The sequence below is a fragment of the Parundibacterium terreum genome (assembly GCF_014636315.1).
Taxonomy (GTDB): Bacteria; Pseudomonadota; Gammaproteobacteria; order Burkholderiales; family Burkholderiaceae_D; genus Undibacterium; species Undibacterium terreum.
The window spans coordinates 114814-134689 of the sequence record NZ_BMED01000008.1 but is presented as its reverse complement, the minus strand read 5'-3'; the positions used below and the strand labels follow the sequence as shown (position 1 = coordinate 134689).

General features: G+C 50.9%; 17 protein-coding genes and 1 tRNA gene. 7 read left to right on the top strand and 11 right to left on the bottom strand.

The window, feature by feature from the left end:
- Nucleotides 1–927, top strand: a complete 927-nt coding sequence (hslO, locus tag IEW12_RS27005) for an Hsp33 family molecular chaperone HslO (protein WP_188569252.1) — start codon at nucleotides 1–3, stop codon at nucleotides 925–927.
- Between the two features lie 68 nt (nucleotides 928–995).
- Here the strand turns inward: hslO and ftsB are convergent, their stop codons facing one another.
- The 6 genes from ftsB to IEW12_RS26975 form a co-directional block, all read right to left on the bottom strand.
- Complete coding sequence (ftsB, locus tag IEW12_RS27000; protein ID WP_188569251.1) at nucleotides 996–1322, bottom strand: cell division protein FtsB; 327 nt, start codon at nucleotides 1320–1322, stop codon at nucleotides 996–998.
- Between the two features lie 90 nt (nucleotides 1323–1412).
- Nucleotides 1413–2696 carry a phosphopyruvate hydratase gene (eno, locus tag IEW12_RS26995; RefSeq protein ID WP_188569250.1) on the bottom strand — a complete coding sequence of 428 codons (1284 nt, stop codon included), beginning with the start codon at nucleotides 2694–2696 and terminating at the stop codon, nucleotides 1413–1415.
- Between the two features lie 439 nt (nucleotides 2697–3135).
- On the bottom strand, nucleotides 3136–4779 hold the full coding sequence (pyrG, locus tag IEW12_RS26990) for a CTP synthase (protein WP_188569249.1): 1644 nt from the start codon (nucleotides 4777–4779) through the stop codon (nucleotides 3136–3138).
- Nucleotides 4780–4879: 100 nt separating this feature from the next.
- On the bottom strand, nucleotides 4880–5818 hold the full coding sequence (locus IEW12_RS26985) for a lipid A deacylase LpxR family protein (protein ID WP_188569248.1): 939 nt from the start codon (nucleotides 5816–5818) through the stop codon (nucleotides 4880–4882).
- An 11-nt stretch (nucleotides 5819–5829) separates the two neighbouring features.
- Nucleotides 5830–6633, bottom strand: a complete 804-nt coding sequence (locus IEW12_RS26980; RefSeq protein ID WP_188569247.1) for an alpha/beta fold hydrolase — start codon at nucleotides 6631–6633, stop codon at nucleotides 5830–5832.
- 99 nt (nucleotides 6634–6732) lie between these two features.
- Complete coding sequence (locus IEW12_RS26975) at nucleotides 6733–8430, bottom strand: DNA internalization-related competence protein ComEC/Rec2 (RefSeq protein WP_188569246.1); 1698 nt, start codon at nucleotides 8428–8430, stop codon at nucleotides 6733–6735.
- Nucleotides 8431–8925: 495 nt separating this feature from the next.
- On the opposite strand from IEW12_RS26975, the gene IEW12_RS26970 reads away from it, so the two are divergent.
- The 3 genes from IEW12_RS26970 to IEW12_RS26960 all read left to right on the top strand — a co-directional run bounded on the left by IEW12_RS26970 (nucleotide 8926) and on the right by IEW12_RS26960 (nucleotide 11643).
- A complete protein-coding gene (locus tag IEW12_RS26970; protein ID WP_188569245.1) occupies nucleotides 8926–9336 on the top strand; it encodes an HAD domain-containing protein in 411 nt (136 codons plus the stop codon).
- 29 nt (nucleotides 9337–9365) lie between these two features.
- Complete coding sequence (locus IEW12_RS26965) at nucleotides 9366–9845, top strand: hypothetical protein (RefSeq protein WP_188569244.1); 480 nt, start codon at nucleotides 9366–9368, stop codon at nucleotides 9843–9845.
- Nucleotides 9846–10593: 748 nt separating this feature from the next.
- Nucleotides 10594–11643, top strand: a complete 1050-nt coding sequence (locus tag IEW12_RS26960; protein ID WP_188569243.1) for a transposase — start codon at nucleotides 10594–10596, stop codon at nucleotides 11641–11643.
- A gap of 89 nt (nucleotides 11644–11732) precedes the next feature.
- Here IEW12_RS26960 and IEW12_RS26955 read toward each other — a convergent pair whose 3' ends face one another.
- From IEW12_RS26955 to IEW12_RS26945, 3 genes are all read right to left on the bottom strand, one after another.
- Nucleotides 11733–12581 (bottom strand): nucleotidyl transferase AbiEii/AbiGii toxin family protein, encoded by an 849-nt coding sequence (locus IEW12_RS26955; protein WP_188569242.1) that lies wholly within the window; start codon nucleotides 12579–12581, stop codon nucleotides 11733–11735.
- The gene (locus tag IEW12_RS26950) at nucleotides 12578–13375 is read right to left on the bottom strand and encodes a type IV toxin-antitoxin system AbiEi family antitoxin domain-containing protein (protein WP_188569241.1); all 798 of its coding nucleotides are present in this window, start codon (nucleotides 13373–13375) and stop codon (nucleotides 12578–12580) included. The genes IEW12_RS26955 and IEW12_RS26950 overlap by 4 nt, the downstream gene beginning before the upstream one ends.
- A 641-nt stretch (nucleotides 13376–14016) precedes the next feature.
- Nucleotides 14017–14778 carry a polysaccharide lyase family 20 protein gene (locus IEW12_RS26945; protein ID WP_188569240.1) on the bottom strand — a complete coding sequence of 254 codons (762 nt, stop codon included), beginning with the start codon at nucleotides 14776–14778 and terminating at the stop codon, nucleotides 14017–14019.
- 495 nt (nucleotides 14779–15273) lie between these two features.
- On the opposite strand from IEW12_RS26945, the gene IEW12_RS26940 reads away from it, so the two are divergent.
- Together IEW12_RS26940 and IEW12_RS26935 are read left to right on the top strand one after the other, a co-directional pair.
- The gene (locus IEW12_RS26940; RefSeq protein WP_188569239.1) at nucleotides 15274–16287 is read left to right on the top strand and encodes a hypothetical protein; all 1014 of its coding nucleotides are present in this window, start codon (nucleotides 15274–15276) and stop codon (nucleotides 16285–16287) included.
- 325 nt (nucleotides 16288–16612) lie between these two features.
- Nucleotides 16613–17155, top strand: coding sequence for a DUF4231 domain-containing protein (locus IEW12_RS26935; protein ID WP_188569238.1), 543 nt, complete (start codon nucleotides 16613–16615; stop codon nucleotides 17153–17155).
- Between the two features lie 443 nt (nucleotides 17156–17598).
- Here the strand turns inward: IEW12_RS26935 and IEW12_RS26930 are convergent, their stop codons facing one another.
- Complete coding sequence (locus IEW12_RS26930) at nucleotides 17599–18657, bottom strand: ComEC/Rec2 family competence protein (protein WP_188569237.1); 1059 nt, start codon at nucleotides 18655–18657, stop codon at nucleotides 17599–17601.
- Nucleotides 18658–18668: 11 nt separating this feature from the next.
- The gene (locus tag IEW12_RS26925) at nucleotides 18669–19484 is read right to left on the bottom strand and encodes a TatD family hydrolase (protein ID WP_188569236.1); all 816 of its coding nucleotides are present in this window, start codon (nucleotides 19482–19484) and stop codon (nucleotides 18669–18671) included.
- A gap of 265 nt (nucleotides 19485–19749) precedes the next feature.
- Between IEW12_RS26925 and IEW12_RS26920 the strand changes: the two genes are divergently transcribed.
- Nucleotides 19750–19826, top strand: a tRNA-Pro gene (locus IEW12_RS26920).
- The last annotated feature ends 50 nt before the right edge of the window (nucleotides 19827–19876 follow it).

The following is a 19876-nucleotide window of genomic DNA, read 5'->3' as shown; positions in this document are numbered from 1 at the left end:
ATGATAGATACTTTACAAAAATTCATGTTCGAGCACGCAGGCGTACGCGGCGAACTGGTGGAAATTTCCGACACCTGGCAACAGATTTTGTCGCATCAGCAATACCCTCAGGCGGTGAAGGTCATCCTGGGTGAGCTGGTGGCCGCATCTGCGCTGCTGAGTGCCAACCTGAAGTTTGACGGCACCATGGTCATGCAAATTCATGGTGACGGCCCGGTCAAGCTGCTGGTGGTGGAGTGCGATGCAGAACTGCATATACGCGCAACCGCCAAGCTGGCACCCGATGCGGTAATCGCCGACGGAGCGGGATTGGCAGAACTGGTGCATGCGCACGGCAATGGCCGCTTCGTCATCACGCTGGATCCAAACAATAAACTGCCGGGCCAGCAAGCCTACCAGGGTATCGTGCCGCTGGACGGCGATACGGTGGCCGTCATTATTGAAAACTATATGGCGCGCTCGGAACAGCTGGATACCAAGCTGTGGCTGGCGTCGAACGACCAGATTTCGCGCGGCATGCTGCTGCAAAAACTGCCCAAGACCGGCGGTATCGAGGCGACGGTTGAAGACGAGACCGAAGCCTGGAACCGTGCGGTCACCTTGGGTAGCACGCTGAAGCAGCAAGAGTTGCTGGATACCGATATCAACACGCTGTTGCATCGCCTGTTTTGGGAAGAAACCATACGCGTCTTCGATCCGCTGCACCCCAGCTTCCAGTGCAATTGCTCGCGCGAAAAAGTCGGCAATATGCTGAAAATGCTGGGCCAGGAAGAAGTGAATACCGCCGTCAATGAACTCGGCAGGCTGGATATCAACTGCGACTTCTGCGGCAAGCACTACGGCTTTGACAAGGTAGATTGCGCACAGTTGTTTGTAGCAGCCACGCTGGCAGAAGCCACTACAACGGCCAGCGATAGCAAACACTAGCAACGAAGCGTCTCGCAAATAAAAATGCCGCAATGATTTTTAATCATTGCGGCATTTTTTATGCTTCTTTAATGCTTGGGAGTGGCAGATGCTGCGGGTGGAGCAGACGGTAGCGATGCTGTGCCGGCATCCAGTATCTGCACAAAGATCTCATCCTTCTTGATCATGCCCAGTTCAAAACGGGCCCGCTCTTCCACTGCGCCAGTACCCGTCTTCAAGTCTTCCACTTCAGATTCCAGCTTGCTGTTGCGCTCTTTCAGGCCATCGTTATGGCTTTGCACTTGCGTGACTTGCCGGTCCAATTCCCAAACGCGCAGCCAGCCGCCCTTACCCAGCCATAGCGGGTACTGAATCAGCAGTAACAGGGTAGCAAGTGCCAGCGCAATCAGACGCATTCAACAACCACATATCCAAGAAACAGGAAAATCCCAGAAACAGGGAAACTCAAAAAAAGGGGGAACTGCGTTCCCCCTTCTCATTGAAACTTACTTCAGATTATAAAACGCTTCACGTCCTGGATAGCTGGCGATTTCGCCCAGATCTTCTTCGATGCGCAATAATTGGTTGTATTTTGCCATACGATCGGAACGGGACAAAGAGCCTGTCTTAATTTGCAATGCATTGGTGCCCACTGCGATATCGGCGATAGTGCTGTCTTCGGTCTCACCGGAGCGGTGCGAGATCACTGCTGTGTAGCCCGCGCGTTTTGCCATTTCTATCGCAGCAAAAGTCTCGGTCAGGGTGCCGATCTGGTTGATCTTGATCAGGATGGAGTTGGCGATACCTTTTTGTATGCCTTCGCGCAGGATCTTGGTGTTGGTCACGAACAGGTCGTCGCCCACCAATTGCACTTTCTTGCCCAGCACTTCAGTCAGCGTTGCCCAGCCTTCCCAATCGTTTTCTGCCATCGCATCTTCGATGGAGATGATAGGGTATTTGTCGACCCAGGTCGCCAGCAGGTTGGTAAAGTCAGCGGACGACAATGTCAGTCCTTCGCCTTCCAGGTGGTATTTGCCGTCTTTGTAGAATTCGCTGGCTGCGCAATCCAGGCCCAGCGCGATTTGTGTGCCTGGCTCGTAGCCGGCAGCTTCAATCGCCTGGATGATCAGCTTGATCGCCGCTTCGTGGTTTTCCACGGAAGGAGCAAAACCGCCTTCATCGCCAACCGAAGTCGTCAATTTTTTCTCTTGCAGGATTTTTTTCAATGCATGAAACACTTCCGCGCCATAACGTACGGCTTCGCGGAAAGTTGGCGCGCCGACCGGGATGATCATGAATTCCTGGATATCCAGGTTGTTGTCGGCGTGGGCGCCACCATTGATCACGTTCATCATAGGCACAGGCAACTGCATCGCACCGGAGCCGCCGAAATAGCGGTACAAAGGCAGGCCGGCTTCTTCAGCAGCAGCCTTGGCAACCGCCATGGATACCGCCAGCATTGCATTCGCACCCAGGCGGCTCTTGTTTTCCGTACCGTCCAGGTCGATCAGCGTGCGGTCCAGGAAAGCCTGTTCATTTGCATCCAGGCCCATGATCGCTTCAGCGATCTCGGTATTGATATGCTCGCAGGCTTTCAATACGCCCTTGCCCAGATAACGTGATTTATCGCCATCACGCAGTTCGATTGCTTCGCGGGAGCCGGTCGATGCGCCGGACGGCACTGCAGCACGTCCCATTACGCCAGATTCAAGCAGGACATCACATTCCACTGTTGGATTGCCGCGTGAATCAATAATTTCACGACCGATAATATCAACGATAGCACTCATTCAATTCTCCTAAACAATGCAATAATAAAATTCTTATTTCTATCTGTGTCTGCGTGTCTCTAGCCCTGGTCCGGGCTGGCTGCGAGATAAAGGTGCATTTGATCTTTGATGCTGGCGGGGCTCCTTGTCGGACAATCTTCCCCGGTTCGACGAACTCAAAAGCTTTTTTACTCTCACCTTCTTTTCTTAAAGTCCAAGAAGAAGGGACATCCATCTGTTCTACTTTGCTACTTCACTGATGTACTGCGTATGCGAAACCGGATTCCGGGAAGCCAGTTTCCCCGACCGCGATCAACTTCGATCAGCGTGGGCATTCATTTTTTCCTAAGCCCCAAGATTGAGCATTGGGGCTTAGGATTTGGTCCTGGCCAGATTTGGATGCGGGTACTTTTCCGTCGGCAAACCAGCGAGCCAAGCTCACACCCACAAAACCTGACTCTTACTTGTCTGCCTTGGCAGCTTGCTTGTGCGCCAGCGCAGCTTTGGCAAACGAGATAAACAAGGGATGACCGTCGCGTGGCGTGGACTTGAACTCAGGGTGATATTGCACGCCCAGGTACCAAGGATGCACATCACGCGGCAATTCCATGATCTCGCACAGGTCTTCGGTCGGTGTGCGTGCGGACACGATCAAACCGGCCTGCTCCACGCGGCCCAGATAATGGTTGTTTGCCTCATAGCGATGACGATGGCGCTCAGTCACAACATTGCCGTAGATTTCCGATGCCAGCGTACCCGGCTTGACCGCGCAGGTTTGCGCGCCCAGACGCATGGTGCCGCCCAGATCCGAATTCTCGTCACGGGTTTCTACCTTGCCGTCATGGTTTTGCCATTCATTGATCAGGGCAACCACAGGCTGTTCAGTTTCCAGATCGAACTCGGTCGAGTTGGCAACAGTCAGGCCGGCTTTGTTACGCGCATATTCAATCAGTGCAACTTGCATACCGAGACAGATGCCGAGGTAAGGGATCTTGTTTTCGCGTGCAAAGCGAGCGGCAACGATCTTGCCTTCCACACCGCGCTTGCCGAAACCGCCAGGAACCAGGATCGCATCGTATTTTTCCAGCGCCTTGGTACCGTGCGCTTCGATCTCTTCCGAATCGACGTATTCGATGTTGACACGGCTTTCGGTATGAATACCGGCATGGCGCAGAGCTTCGGTCAAGGATTTGTAGGATTCAGTCAGATCGACATACTTGCCGACCATGCCTATCGTTACTTCTTCCTTAGGATTTTCCAGCGCGTAGATCAGCTTGTCCCACATTTCCAGATTTGCCGGTTTTGGCGACAGGCCCAGCTTTTCGCAAACGATCGCGTCCAGCCCCTGGTCATGCAGCATCTGAGGAATCTTGTAGATGGTGTCGGCATCCCATACGGAGATCACGCCATCTTCAGGCACATTCGAGAACAGCGAAATTTTCGCGCGCTCATCATCCGGGATACGGCGGTCCGCACGGCACAGCAGTGCATCCGGCGAGATACCGATCTCGCGCAGTTTTTGTACGCTATGCTGAGTAGGCTTGGTTTTCAGTTCGCCGGCAGACGCCAGGTAAGGCACCAGCGTCAGATGCACGAAAGCTGCCGCATTGCGGCCTGCACGCAGACTCAATTGACGTGCTGCTTCCAGGAAAGGCAGGGATTCGATATCGCCGACAGTACCGCCGATTTCAACCAGCGCAACGTCAAAACCGTTCGCACCGCGATGAATGTAATCCTGGATTTCGTTGGTGATATGCGGGATGACCTGCACGGTCTTGCCCAGGTATTCGCCACGGCGTTCTTTGCGGATCACGGACTCATAAATCTGGCCGGTGGTGAAGTTATTCACCTTGCGCATTTTGGCCGTGATGAAACGCTCGTAGTGACCCAGATCCAGATCAGTTTCGGCGCCGTCATCGGTGACAAACACTTCGCCATGCTGGAAAGGACTCATGGTACCCGGATCCACATTGATGTAGGGATCGAGTTTCAGCATGGTGACTTTGAGACCGCGCGATTCAAGAATCGCAGCGAGAGAGGCAGCGGCAATGCCCTTGCCTAGAGAGGAGACAACGCCCCCGGTAACGAACACAAACTTAGTCATTGCAGAAGGTGCCAGACGGCACAAGCGGGAAATTCGAATTATACACCAAAGCGAATTCCCCTCACAATTTTTCCTCGGCTTTTATGCCGGCAGGGCTTGCCTATAGGGCATAGGAAAATAGTATTTTGGCAAAATTCTGTGCACCCTCGCCATTCGTCAACTGGCGGATTTCATTGCTCCTGCGGACGATGGAGACATTCACGCCAAATTGTTCACCCCGCCACACGTAGCCCAGCTCCAGCTCGCCGACGCCCCTTTTGGGATCGACCAGCGTGTGCTCATTGGCGAAATACCCACCCTGGATGGTAGCGTTATATGCTACCGCCTTGGCTTCCACCCTCGCGAATGCATAGTTCGCCCTTTGCTCCGGCAATGCGTTCAGCACCCCTGCACGGACTGTCACTCCCGCTGCCGCATCGGTAAAGATGTTGCCGAAACGGCCCTTGATGACAGGGGTAACATCCATATAGGAAGCCGGTGTCCAGCGCAGCGGCGACCACTCGCCTGAAAACACCGCGCCCCATTCATTACCCAGTTGCGTACTCCAGCCTTGCGGCAGCGGCTGATGCAATAAGCGGTGCAAATGCGTCTGCGCCCAATCGCCGCCGGCACAAGGGCCCAGGCAGCCAATATCCAGCCCCAGCCTGAAACTGCGGCCATTGGCATCTGCGGACTCTTTATAAATGCCGCCGAACAGCCAGCCGGCATAAGGATGATCGCGCGGCGACAATTGCGAAGGCAGCAGCTTGGTATCCGACGCGGTATACAACTCCTGCCCTATGCGCCAGCCGTAAATGGTGGACGTACTCTGTGTATTGAACACATTGCGCTGTCCAAGACGCACCCCGCTGGTATAAAAACCATCCTTGTCATTGAATAGCAGGCTGTCGTTTTCTATATCCAGCTGCCAGACCGATATACCCTTGGCACGCACATCCTGATATTCCTGCCAGGATGGCAGCACAGATTGGGCGAAAGATGAAATGGAGACAAAGGCGAAGCTGGCCGCAAGGAGCTTGCTCAAGCTATTTTTTTGCATGCTGTATTTCCTTAAATCAAGTTCTGTATCATGGCATGGGTGGCGGCGGCAGTCTGTGCCGGCACCTCCATCGGTATCAGGTGGCCGCCGGCAATCCGTACAAATTTATCGCCTACCAACTTTTTGGTAGCTTCCAGACCGGCCTGCCGGCACTCTATTGACTCGGTACCGCCGACAAAACCGATGGGCACGGGATAGGGCTTACGCAGGATGTAGCCCAGGCGGTCCGGCAGGCTCATATAGATAGCAGTCTCAATTTCGCGCGTAAACCGCAAAGTCACACCATCCGAATGTGGCACAACCCCAGCGTGTATGTAGTCCCACAGGACTTCTGTCGGCCAGATCGCAAACATCTCTTTTGCCGCAAAGTGCTGATAGGCCGCTTCTGCGCTTTTCCACATATTCCGACGTTTTTCCGAAAATTGCGCAGGAGAGAATTTTTTATCGACACCCAGTATTTTGAAAAATCGCAGTGCCAGCGCCTTCCAGCCACTGACCACCGGCGAATCCAGCATCACAACGCAACGCACGAGATCGGGCCGGGCCTTGGCTGCGATCAATGACAGGATGCCGCCCAGCGAATGCCCCACCAGGATCACCGGCTGCTGGTAGCGCGCGGCCAGCGTATCGATCAGCTCCTGCACCAGCTTGCCCCAGCCGTCCGTGACAGGATATTGAGGGTTGTGCGCATGCATGTCGAGCGCCTGCACATCATAATGCGGCGCCAGGTGATCAAAAAATACGCGGTAGGTGCCCGCCGGGAAGCTGTTGGCGTGTACAAAATGCAGGATGGGTTTTGCAGAATCTGAGGACATAAATAAAGGAATTCAGTGTTGATGCTCTTAAAAATCTGGCTACGATGCGCTTGCATATCCTGTCCAACACAAGGGACAGAGCATGAAAAACACCTTCTTTCAACGGTGATACCAATAGCGGGCATGCTCGCTGCGATATTCGGAAAATTCCAGGTCAGTCCCGAATTGTAATGTGATTGCACCGGATTCGTCGGTTCTTAGACGTTTTATTCCAAAATCAGCATAGCGCTCAAAAACTTCAAGCTTGGGATGATGGAAGCGATTGCGGTACCCAACCTGGAATAAGGCCAACTGAGGGTGCACTGCCTGCAGGAAGGGTGCTGTCGAAGACGTACCGCTGCCGTGATGGGGTGCCAGCAGCACAGTCGCCGGCAGTTTATCTGCCGAGCTATACAACAATTCCTGCTCCTGGATCGCTTCAATATCGCCAGGCAACAGGATGGAGTGCCGGTCCTGCGTAATCTTCAGCATGCAGCTACGGGCATTCGGCTTCCATTTCTGGCTATCGTAGCTGGGCGCTGCCGGCTGCAGCATTTCAAAATGGATGCCGTCCCAGTCCCAGGCCTGCCCCGCCTCGCAGCGCCGGTGGTTCGGCGCTGCGGCAACGATGGCGCTCTCCGGAGCCAATGACGAAGTCACCCAGCCGACTTTCACATGCTGGAATACCGACAGGGCCCCGCCGGAGTGATCGTTGTCATTATGCGAAATAACAACCGCGTCCAGCTTGCCTATGCCGCGCGCATCCAGATAGGGCAATATCACGCGATTGCCGCCATCCGATTCCGGCGAATAGAACGGACCGGTATCGTATAGCAATCGATGGCCGGATGTTTCCACCAGCAGCGCCATGCCCTGCCCGACATCGAATGCAGTGATAGTCATATCCCCTTCCTGCGGATGGCTGGGCAGATTGCACAGCAGCGGTAGCCAGCACAGCGCGCCTAGCCAGCGGGAGGGCCAGCCGCGCGGCGCCAGCAGCCATAAGGTGCCCAGCATTGCCAGCACAAACATCCATGCTGCCGGGATGGGCGTAGTCCATACCGAGTAAGACAACTTGCTTAAATACTCCAGGCATGTGGCCAGCGAGGCGATGCAGGCATGCGCCAGTTGCAGCAGCCAGCCGGCAATCGGCGCAGGCGCCAGGCTGCCGGCCAGTGCCAGCGGCGTGACAACGAAGCTGACCAGCGGGATCGCAATCGCATTCGCAACCGGGCTGATCAACGATATCTGCCCGAACAGCAACAAGGTCAACGGCACCAGCCCCACCGTCACCACATACTGCGTATGGCTGGCGGCCCGCCATGCTTCACGCCACACTTCACTCCACCGGCGCTTCAATCCATGCTGCTGAACATACTGCACCCGCCCCACGCCGGCAAACAAGATGATGGCGACCGCGCCGAACGACAGCCAGAAACCGGGCCACAATACCGCCCAGGGATCCAGAACAATAACGATACCCAGCGCCAGGCAAAGCACATGCGATACACTGGTCAGGCGGCCCAGCCACATCGCTGCTGCTATGACCATCAGCATATACAGGGTTCTTTGGGCGGGAACGCCGAAACCGGCCAGCGCTACATAGATGAAGGCCATCAGCGCACCCGCAACGGCTGCCGCCTTTTGCGCAGGCAGCAGCAAGGGCAATTGCGCGCGAGTGAAAAAGGAACGCCGCCACAGCCAGTAAACCAGCCCGGCAAAAAGGCCGGCGACCATGGTGATGTGTAAACCTGAGATTGAAATCAGATGACCTATCCCGGTGCGGTTAAACACCTTCCAGTCGGATTGGTATAGCATTCCAATTAAAACCTGAGCTGTGACAAATAAACCGGCGCTCGCTAAAAATCCCAAAGAATATGGAGCCACGCCACACTTTTGCGCTCAATAAAAGCTGTTCCAAAAAGTGAGCCAGTCCTCCGAAACCCGCATGGCGCCTAGATTTCGCTGCGTACCAAACGAATTGCCAGCTATGTTCGAGATGAAGTATACGAGCACGCCATACTCCTATCTTCCTCCTGCCTCCAAATCTTCCCTCCCACTTCGTATAAAAAGTTCAAAAACCCGAATTCCATTGAAATCAATGCTTTACGTCCCGCGTGCCGATACGCGTGACAAATAAACCTGAGCTCCAAAAAGTGGTGACAAATAAGAGTTGAGCCTACGCTTTGCGCTCTAGTGTTTCTGCGAAATTTGGAAATAAATTCGATTGTGAACAAGCCCTGCTGTCACTATCATTGATTACAAGGGCGTGCGAATTCGCACTCAAGATTGCTGAAAGATGAGAGGCACAAAGTGAATGCAATAGTATTTCTCGACTTCGACGACGTGTTATCCATTTCCAACCACTATAAAGGTTCAGCCGTCGTCCTCGCGTTCCGGCAAAACGACCTTGATTACAACACCGACCTTTGGGTACAAATTTTTGATTCCATTTTGTGCGCGAACTTGCGAGCACTCCATGACGAGTTCAAACCCCAGTATGTCATTTCATCGTCGTGGGCTTCTTTGCTCGAACAAAACCAAATCGTCGAATTGTTTAAAAGGACCGGCCTCCAGTTTGTATCTGACAACCTGCACCAGGAATGGCGTACACCGCGCACAGCCGAAACCGAACGGGCCGAGGAGATTGCTGGCTGGTTGGATGTCCACAACGCGGCTGCCCCCCGCCGCCTTCGTCATTCTGGACGACCTGCTCTCAGGTAAGTCGCTAAAAGGTTCGCCCCTGGAGGCGAATGCTGTTCTTTGTGATGCTTGGAAAGGCTTCAAATATCCAAAACTACGGACGGCCCAAAAGATTTTGCGTGCACAGCTTGCCACCAATGACAAAGGGCCACGTTGTGACTGACGTATTCGCTGTCCCTGACAGCTTTCCGCGACCGAGTCCTATTTCGACCCTGCCTGGTTCGGTAACCAAGTTCGTCGTTGAGCAATATGAAGGAAAATTTTACCCGGCTGGAGGAACTCCTCCCCAACTGCACGCCGACTGGTGTTATTGCGAGGACCTAGCCCAGCAGTTCAAAGAAGCCTCCTTGGACACGAAGGCAGGCAAGCGAGCACATATGAGAGAAGCCGATATCCTGGACCTATACCTCCTCCGCTTATTGGAAACCAATTGGGGCACGCCCGCCCAAATGCGTTGGGTCATTCAGCGTGCGGCATCACTGCTCGGCTGGCAGGCACCGCCGAACTCCTTACTTGAGCCGGAGAATTAAAGCCAGCAACCTAGGCAGGATACCCATGGACCAAATGCAGACTCAACGCTAGAGCCAGTAAGTAGACTAGTTCGCGGTCTTACTGTGATAAAAGTAGAGGTATATCAGGCCGATTGGCGCGATAAATACAGCAAAAAACCAGCACAGCATCATTGTAAATAATTTTATGACCATCAGAAAAATCGCGTTTCCATAAAATACATTTTCCCCAATGATGAAATTAATCACGCTTTCATATACGAAGCGCGAATATGGGTATAGGCCAGTATTTACAACGGCGAAAATATAAAAACTGAATGGCGTTCCACGGGAATCGTGGGCCAAACTCATTAAGGAAAGGATGAGTGCGGGAATAAGGAGTGCGAAAAATAGTTGGCGAAAATAATATTGTTTTGTCAGACCACCAAACGTTTTCAATAGCACCGAGTGCATTAGTTATCCTTGTTGAAATTAAATTTCGCAATCTGTGGACCCAAGTGCACCTTTATCCGTCGCAGGTATCTCTATCTAATAGTAAGAGCGGCATTAGCTCTATTAAGTCAGCTAGAAAATCAATATCCGTTTTTACGTTACTGAAAGGTCCAAAAAATTGCATCGCGCCCCTGGGCACGTCAAGCTGTTGCTGCGCCCAAAATTTAATATCCTCAGAAAGAACTTGTTTTTCTTCATCAGAGAGTTCAAAAGAACTTCCAACAGACCGCGCCAGTGCAATGCCATTGCTTATGTCCCTTTCAAGTTGGGATATATCATGTGGGCAGAAAAATTTATGAGGGACGAAGACGGGAAGTTGTGCGTGCAGACAGTCGACCTGGACGGCGAGCGGGCAAAATGCTCTATTAATGAGTTGACCGACTTGTCCCTTAAGACCGATTCAGACTCCATAAGAATTACGACCAACTTTTCCGACTGGAAGAAATGCCGTCCCACCATCTATTTGGCTCTGGCGGACTTCCCCCAAGGCATAGACGAAAGTCATTCCGTCTTTGAAATTGAATCCAATGGGATTAGGTATCTAATACCAGCCCTGGTACTAATGCATGCGTTTTTCCGACCCAAGCACAAGGTGTTTCCGGATTTATTCTCGCCGGCCGGCCTTGAGCGGCTTTGCATACCCATGAAGGGAGTTCCGTCTGATGTAGAATTTCTGGACATGCGACTTCATTCACCCACGACTGCCGACGGGCGTACGCGCGCATCTCCCTACTATACGGAAGGACACAGACGTACCCTCGCATGGATGTGGTCTTTTCCTTCCGCAAACAAATTCTGGAATAGCATATTTCGACACGCTTTATGTGGTCTGATATCAGCAGATTTGCCGTTAGGAACCTTGTCGGCGATATTCCGTGGACGTCGCACGAGACAATATTTCTTAGTAACGGAAATCCGCTTAAGGCGGTTGGCCACGGATGAGTGTCCTTTTGAATTTGCCGCCAACAGTTTGACAAACTTCGATTTGAATGACGTCGGTCCCAGGCTCGGTAGTACCGAGTGCGGTGGTATCACTCTCAGTTCGACCATCAATTTGCACGACAACGGAGATTGGGCTCTCACAGACAACGAATGGTCGGACGTTTCGGCAATCATTGAATCTGGCAAAACGCATTGTCGTGAAGGTAGTAAGTTCGACTTGCGACCGATGATTGATGCACTTATTCGGAAAATAGGTTGCGGGATAGCGTGGCAAAAAACAAGCTTTCCAGATAATAAATTAAATTTGGCTAGGTTCTACTATCGCAAGTGGCTTAAAGACGGAAGATGGGATGCAATTGTGAACTGCTTGAACAAGGTAAGATGACGGCCGTGCTGATGGGCATCTATGTGAACAGTGCATCAATCGAAATGCGCTCTGAAATAACCTATGTGTTCATGCGCAATGCCTTGCGATTACTCATCCAAGCTCATAATAAGGTTATCGCGAATGTAAGTGCCGGCTAATTGCACGTCATACTCCAAGCCTGCTCGTAGCAAGGCAGTCATATCTGAGCAAAATCCACTATCCTTCAAGCGAATATCTAAGTGTTCTAGAAACTCTTGTCGAGGAACAGTGGTTTTTTCCTCATTCATATAGTGTTGGAAACACTTAATGACATCAACTCCGTTAACCGGTTCCGTGGTGTTTTGCGCCAAAGCCCAGTATAGGTCAAAGAGGTCTCGCCCTTTTTTCCGCTGGAATAACGCACGCATTTTAGTTCCTAGCATCTCATGAATGTCAAACGAGGGTATCTCGGTAGACAACTCCGCCCCCTGAAATTGGATGGAGAATGGAAATCGCTTGACGGGCATAAAGGGTGTCCGCTCAGAGACATTTGCCTCAACCTCAATTTTCAAGGTTCGCCCTGGGTCGATAACCGAAGGGACCTGATATATGACCCGGAGAATACGCGAGGGTTGTGCAATGTTGCGTACCGCAAGTTTCAACGATTCCCAGCCCCAAGTTTGATGGGTACCCAGTACGTCCTTCAATACTCGCTTTATTGCTGCTCGGATGTGTTCCTCGGGCCGGTCTCCAACTACCACGAGGTCGATGTCCTCAGAATAGCGTGACGCAGGGGCCAAATGAACCTTATGAAGAACTGTGCCGCCTCGCATCGCGACTTGCTGCGAAAGAAAGTCATCATTGAAGATTGCGACCATTGCTCTGCAAAGAAGGAGGTCTTGCTCCACTTGATAAAGCACAGGCCATGGAACTTGTGCTTGATGAAGTAATACGTCTTGACGTGTAAGTGGAGTCATGAAAGTTCAGTTATGTCAGCGTTGATAAAGACAGACCACCTGTTCGAAAAGGGTATTGTCTGAGTTGGCTCATCTTGCTTGTGAAGTTCAAGCGGGATACGTTTAACTTCTCGTGGTAATCGGCGGTCTACTAGAGGATAAAACTTGTGTTGTTCAAGAGTTTCTAGAACATAGCCTAGGCGCTGAACAGTGGAATCCTCTTTCTCATTATCAAGGGCAATTCGAAGACCAGCTTTCGTGAATTTGGAGAGCATGCCTTGAATGGCCTGGGTAGCACGGCCGAGTCCGCCGATGCGATGAGCGTATCTTAGGAGGTCCAATGCTGTTGTTTCCGGAGTACTAACGTTCAAAGGTGCAAAAGCGTTAGGAAGTCGAGTTTGCTGTGCGGTCGTAATGTTTTTTTTAACAAAAAACTGAATACGAATTCGACCGACGCTTATCTCTCGGCGAGGTTTGTCCGTAATAACTTGGACCACTTGGACTGCTTGGTGAGATGATTCGTATTCAGCGGCAGCCGATAGTAAGGCAAGGTAGTAAGGACTTTTTTGCTGATGGAAATAAGCGTGGAGCCACCAAGAAGCAGGCGGTGCGCCCATAGCAAATTGTTCTGGACTTACAATGAGAAAAAAATCTTGGCGTGGCGACACTCTGACAACTTGTTCTCCCAAGCGCTTTAATTGGTCCCGAGCGGCTATCACTGACAGCCCCGTGTCCTTGCAGAGTTCCGCGATAGTAAAAGATATCTTGCCAATAGCCTGGCTGGCCTGTATGAAACGTTTAGCAGCACTGACCATTCGGTGCCGATGCGAGGGCCTAGCAAGGGGTAGTTGGTCGCGAATCATTTGCATATCTTAGTGTATAACACTCCGTTGTGCAAATGATTCGTGGACCACGATATTGTTATTTTAAAACTTTTCATCACCCGTATTGATGTATGGAAAGGAACTGCGAAGCGAGAGCATGCAACCATGAAATGATGACGTTCCTCGTCTACTCAACGTCATGTGGGCACACCTCCCCCACAGGGCTACGACCAAGCCTTTTCAACGCTGAATACTGTACTGAGCACCAACGTTCACGACTATCTGACAACATACAACGAACCGGGCAAGCGAGTCTTCGACCTTATGATGCCTAGAATGGTGGACTATGATTGGTAAATTTCCAAGGGCAAACAAACGGGTAGCTACGACAAACTTTTACATCTCGCCCTAGACTCAGACAAGGCTTGCGATTTCAAGAGGCGCGAGCCAGGGAAGGAACTGGTGCGGCAGCAGCAACGTGATGGCATTATCCGCCGGCCGCCTCTGACCTCAGTTAATTCCACGTGCGATAGCACGGGCGCCAGAATTATCGTCAGGTTGAGCGCGCTGCTGAACTCGCGATGGGTAACCAGTTATACGAGGTGTGTTGGTACTGGAGAAGAAATGACCAATTAGTTTTTTTCGAGCATTCGAATATCAACCTCGGCGCGTGTTTTCGCCCGTTTTGGTTTGTCGAAATAAACGACTGTAGTGACAGGTAATTTCGGCGTCGATGGACGATAAACGCCGTATTTAAAATAGACGCTTACATTATCTTTTGACATCGTCGGACCTATGTGCTTGTGCTTAAGCACGTCATCAACCCAAACATGAAAATAGCCATTCCCTCTAGTGCTCCACATTGCTTCGACAACGACGTCATGCCACTTGCCCGCGAAATCCGCTTGGCTAAGCAGTTCAATTTCCGCTTGCGCTAAAGTAGGATGCGTCGGAAAGACTCTCAATACAAAAGGGCCATCATATTTCTTCCCGAACATGAATGCCGGATACCATTGTGCGTCGTGGTCACACGGTTCCTGATGAAACTGGGCTATTGCAACTGTCTTCGATGTACCAGGCGCATTTCCCGACTCTACATAATTAGCTGGAATAAAGAATGACCAGCCATACCAAAATTTTTCTTCTTCGTAGTTTCGCGGTTCCATTTGAGCCATTTCCGAGCGCTCGCGAATTCCGTCGGTTCGAATGCGGTCAGGTTCGCTGACGTCTCCCGTCCGTATTTCGAATCGCTCTGATTTCAGGCACCGTCGAAATATGTTCGCGTCAGAAGTTATCTCCTGATAGGAATATTCACGGTTCGCTGAATGTGACCTTTCGTACTCAAATACCCAGTCCGAAACACCGTTCTGACCATTGTCTGGCTGCTTACCCATAATAATTCCCAATGTCCTATGAGTTCTTTGAACAATCCGTCCAACCTATCAAAAAAAATGTTCGGAACGCGACAAAACTGATTGCTATTAGTCATCTAATTTGCAGATTTTACAGCCGAAATTGTCACAACCGATTTCTGGGCTCCTCCGATTGTAATGGTGGCAACCCCAAGTGACTGTTTGATTAATCCAATGAAGCAAGATTTCCGTAGTGACCTGTCCATTTAATTATATGTTGCTTTTAAATAATTATTAAAATCAAAAATACAATCATTTACCCTACTGCCATCTTGATGTTGAGCTCGTCCTTCCTTTAACACTAGATTAACTTGAGTCCTCTAAAACAACAAAACCTAGAAGATAATTAACAATATTGAATTTTGCAAAAAAGTAAACTATTGTTATTAAGGTTCGGAAACACATGATTAAGCAGAACTGGTGCAAATTTAAAATTAATAGCTAACAGCTCAGTATTCATTAAAACATGGAGGTTTTATGAAAAAAGTAGCGCTAAGTTTTTTGCTTCCAGCCTTCGCCCTTACACCGATAGTAGGTCAAACAGAAACTATATATGATGCTTGCAAAACAATCATCACTGATGGGTTAAGGGAATATTCAATCCAAACAAGCTCATCCGAGTATCTTAATTCCGTTCATGACAATTATTGCGAGGCAAGTGGTTCCGCCAAGAGCAGCAAATTTGGTCTCGGTCTGGACGCTGTGGTTGATGCAATTCCAATTAAATTCACTGGCTCCTACGGTTCCTCTCAAGAAGCGATGAAGAATTTCTGTAAGAATTATGATTCCAGCACCGTCGCGCTGTCGGACCAATCGGCTGTAAAGGTCACTACCGTTAGTCGGGCATATCAGTCTTTCGACCAATGCATGGCGTTAGCCGCTCAAAACGTGGTATTACGCCATCAGGTGGTCAGCGCCCAAAGCTTCAACTTTCAAGTTGCGCCCGGCTTTAACCGACCTGTGACCATTAACGGAATCCAAGTTGAAGGGGCCGTGCAATGCTATGGGCAAACGCCTAAAAGCGCTACTGCTGTCAAATTCGATAAAAATACCAAAGTAACTTTAGCAAACAATGATACGGTGAGTTTAGGGTGTACTCGAACAGGCACAAAAGATGCAAAGGGAAACACCATTTACGACACTGCCACCGTGACGCTATTTACTAATATAGTTCCCAATGGGAATTATTCCGTGTACATTCCGAAGCAGACAACAGTCGCTACCGACGACGCTGCCGATATAGCAACACGTTTGGCCATCCTAGAGTCGTCACTGACAACCACTAGCTCTAATGTTAGTCGAACAAATTCTCGCCTAGATAAGTTTCGCTTCAATATTCAATACACTGACCGAGCCCCATTTCCTTTACCATCGCCACCGGGCTGTCCTGCGGGATTTTTAGATACTGGAGGTATCACTGTATATTCCGTTGAAGGAAGCAGTCACGGGGTAGGCCAATATGGCCGCTTATGCTATACCGTAGACCAATAACGTTGTGCCATGCAATGGCCTAAACCAGCAAAATCGCTTGCCCCTAGATTAGGGCAGCGGTTCGGGTGGGGAGGGGTTTTTCCGATTTTACTTTTAGTGGTTTAACTTTCAACGCCGATATTCCTAAATGAAGGAATCGCTCTCGACAGAAAACATTAATTCCTTCTGTTGATTCCTTTCATACCATGCCGAGCCATTAGATGAGAGTTGATAACTGACTGACCGCGTTTGTCTAGTTTGGGGATTTCCTATAGCCAAAAAAAATTGTGCTGGATAGTGATTGTAGCTAATCGAACAAAGGCTGCCCTACAAAATTGGGGGACTTATGACAGAAGAAGATGCGATTGTCTCCGTCATCAAAGATATACGCGACGAGGCATTCGAATTAAAGTGCAAAGCAGAAAATATGCAAATGAAGCATCAGTTCTTCACGGTACTGACAATTTTGCTTGGCGTTGCGGCTCCCGCTTTTGTCACTTACAACCCATCAGGCAATTATTACGAAATGTGGTGGAGGCTAATGGCGATTGTCGTCACTGCACTGGCAAGCGCTTCAGCAACAATCCGCACGGTGCTGCGTTATGGCGACAGGTACGCGAATGCCTCACTTACTTCTATGGCGCTTGAGGAACTGAGTGCCGAATTGGATTCCAAGCGAAGTGAGGTCCAGCGGCAGGTCAAACCAGAGTTCATTGAAGTTAAGTTCGCCGAATATATTTCATGGGCCCGTAAGGAAATGTACGGAATCAAGAAGTTATACGTAGATAAAGAAGTTGCCGCAACCGCAAAAGACAAGATTGAGTTGGCATCCGCACCGGTCATCGACAGTAACCAGAAAATTGACCATACTAAGAAAGTGCTTTCGTAAGAATAAATACAATCAGCCTCAAGATATAGCTGACGCTCACCATCACAGAAATAATTCAATGTTTTCGCGGTCAGCTACTTGCCTCGGGCGAAAGCGGCCGGCCAATCCAAGTTTTTCAACGGGTATAATTTCGAGGCCATTGGTAATAGAATCACTTCATTGAATTCAGTCTCTCACGAATTTGGTCTTGCACATCTAACGCACTAAGGCCTAGCCGGTCATCAGTTTTGACCAGGTTATCTCTACACTGGAGGGGACACCCAAGGGCATCGTTGTCAATCGCAAACCAACGTGTGAGATGCTGGCGGATAACGTCGTTCCAAATTTGAAGTTTTCCCATTGAGTAAGGGGTCCGCCTGGGTGCTTGTAGGAAAACTTGGGTCGGGAACTCCGTGAAGAAAATTCGCATTCACATTCACTACAATGGAGAACGCGCGTGGTTTTTACCGGAGTGTTATAAAGACGCCGCTGGTCGAAATTTGAATCAATATTGAGCCTTGCGCAACACGTATCCGAGTAACGTTTGAGAATTCGAATAGAAAAGCCGATACCTTGCCAGTATCGATTTTTCTATTCGAGGAAGGCCAATCGCCGAACCCGTCACAACAGGTTTTAATTGTAAATCGACAAAACGCAATGCTACCGTGCAAAACAGATTTTAATGTAAGTGCATAAAATACAGATATTGCTACTGCCATTAAAATCAATGACTTAAGAAATTCGCCACCACAGGTTTTAATTGTCGATAACCATTGGGATACTTCGCGCTGATCGCCTACGACCAGCGCGACCAGCACGCCTGCAAATGGCTTATCAGGCAGCGCCACATTGATACGTTGCCGCAGCCACGCGCGGCTGAGCTCTACGGCATTGCCAAAACTCCACACAAAATTCGCCAGGCGCTGGTTCTTCCATGCATTGTTCTCGTCAGAACGGACGGTGCCGGTGGCGCGCAGGTTTTGCTCCAGTAGCCAGGCTTCGTAGTCAAACCCATATTCGTTCGCGTTGCCGTGGGGCCGCTTCAAGCGTACCGTGAATTGCCAGCGCTCACCGGGTTTTACATCCCCTATGGGGCCAAATTCCTGGCTGCCGAAACTGGAATACCAGGATAGCGACAACTTGAAGGGCAATACGGGCACAGTCCGCCCTTGGGCCAATATCTGCTCCACCGCAAAATTGAAACGCACGCCTTGCGGAAACTGATGCGGCAAGCTGTCTATGGTGCCGATCACGGCCACATCGCGCCCCTCCCATTCTGCAGGCAATTCCTGCGCCAGATAGGCATGCGCATAGACACTGGCCCAGACGAAGCCGGCAATCGCAAAGCAAATCGCTCGCAGCGCCAGCCCGACGTACGCATTGAGCTTGCCGAATTTAAGGCTGGAGAAGAAAAGAAGGAGCACAGCGGCAAGCAACAGGCCAAGATATTCCCATTGCAAGAGACTGGCCTGCTGCTGCAGGAAGGCCGCGCCAAGCACAAAAGCGATGATGGCGCTGCGCATCCGGTCCTGGATCAGTCAGGCAGGGCCGGCAGCATGCGCGGCAAAACCTGATGGGCGTTGACTGTGGTTTGCCTGGCCACTTGCTCCAGCGGCAGGCCGCGCAATTCCGCCAGTACTGCACCTATGCGCGGCAGTTCCGCGGGGCTATTCGCAGCGGGATGCAGCCAGCTAGGGGAGATGTCGGGCGCATCGGTCTCCAGCACGATCGCTTCCAGCGGCAATTGCGCTGCCAGGCGGCGGATTTGCAAAGCGCGGGTGAATGTCATTGCACCGCCAAAACCCAGTTTGAAGCCCATATCGATGAAAGCCTGCGCCTGCTGCTCGCTGCCATTGAATGCGTGCGCAATCCCGCCTACGACCTTGATGCGGCGCAGGTATTTCAGAATGATGTCCTGCGAGCGCCGCACATGCAGCAGCACCGGCAAATCGAAGTCCCGCGCGATTTTAAGCTGTTCGGTATAGAAGAATTCCTGCTTTTCTTTCAGCGGATTGACAGTCAGTTCCGGCACAAAAAAATCCAGACCGATCTCGCCTATGGCGACGAAGCGCGGATGATCCGTCTGCTGCTCCAGCGTTTTTGCAACCAGCGTACGCAAGGCTTCCAGATCCTGCTCTTTGGCGCTTGGTACGTACATGGGATGTATGCCCAGCGCGTAAAAACAATCCTTGCGCTGGCGCGCCAGCTCCGCCACCGTCTGAAAATTGCTGGGATGGACGGCGGGAATGACAATCGCAGATACGTGGTTGCGTGCCGCATCATCGGCAACCGCAACAGAATTGCCGCCAAATTCGGATGCATCGAGATGACAATGCGTATCTATCCACATTGCGCGGCCTTTTGCACTGCAAAACGCAGGCGTAGGTAAAAGAGAAAATGGGAGAGAAAAATAGGCATGCAATAATTATACTGCGCGCCCGGCATGTCCCTGTATTTTCTTGCAACAATTTTGACTGATAAACTGGCGGCGATGAAGCCAGTTATATTATGATTTAGATCGCAACAGCCATTTTCTATGCCGCATGTCAGCCTGATGCGGCATGGATACGCTGCTGTTTCTGTAGTGATGGACTAACACTAGTGGACGAGCCAGTCCGGGCATAGCGCAGCCTGGTAGCGCACCTGCTTCGGGAGCAGGGGGTCGGAGGTTCAAATCCTCTTGCCCGGACCATCTTATATGGCTCCATCCTGTTTGCCATGCTACGGCAAACAGGGACTCTT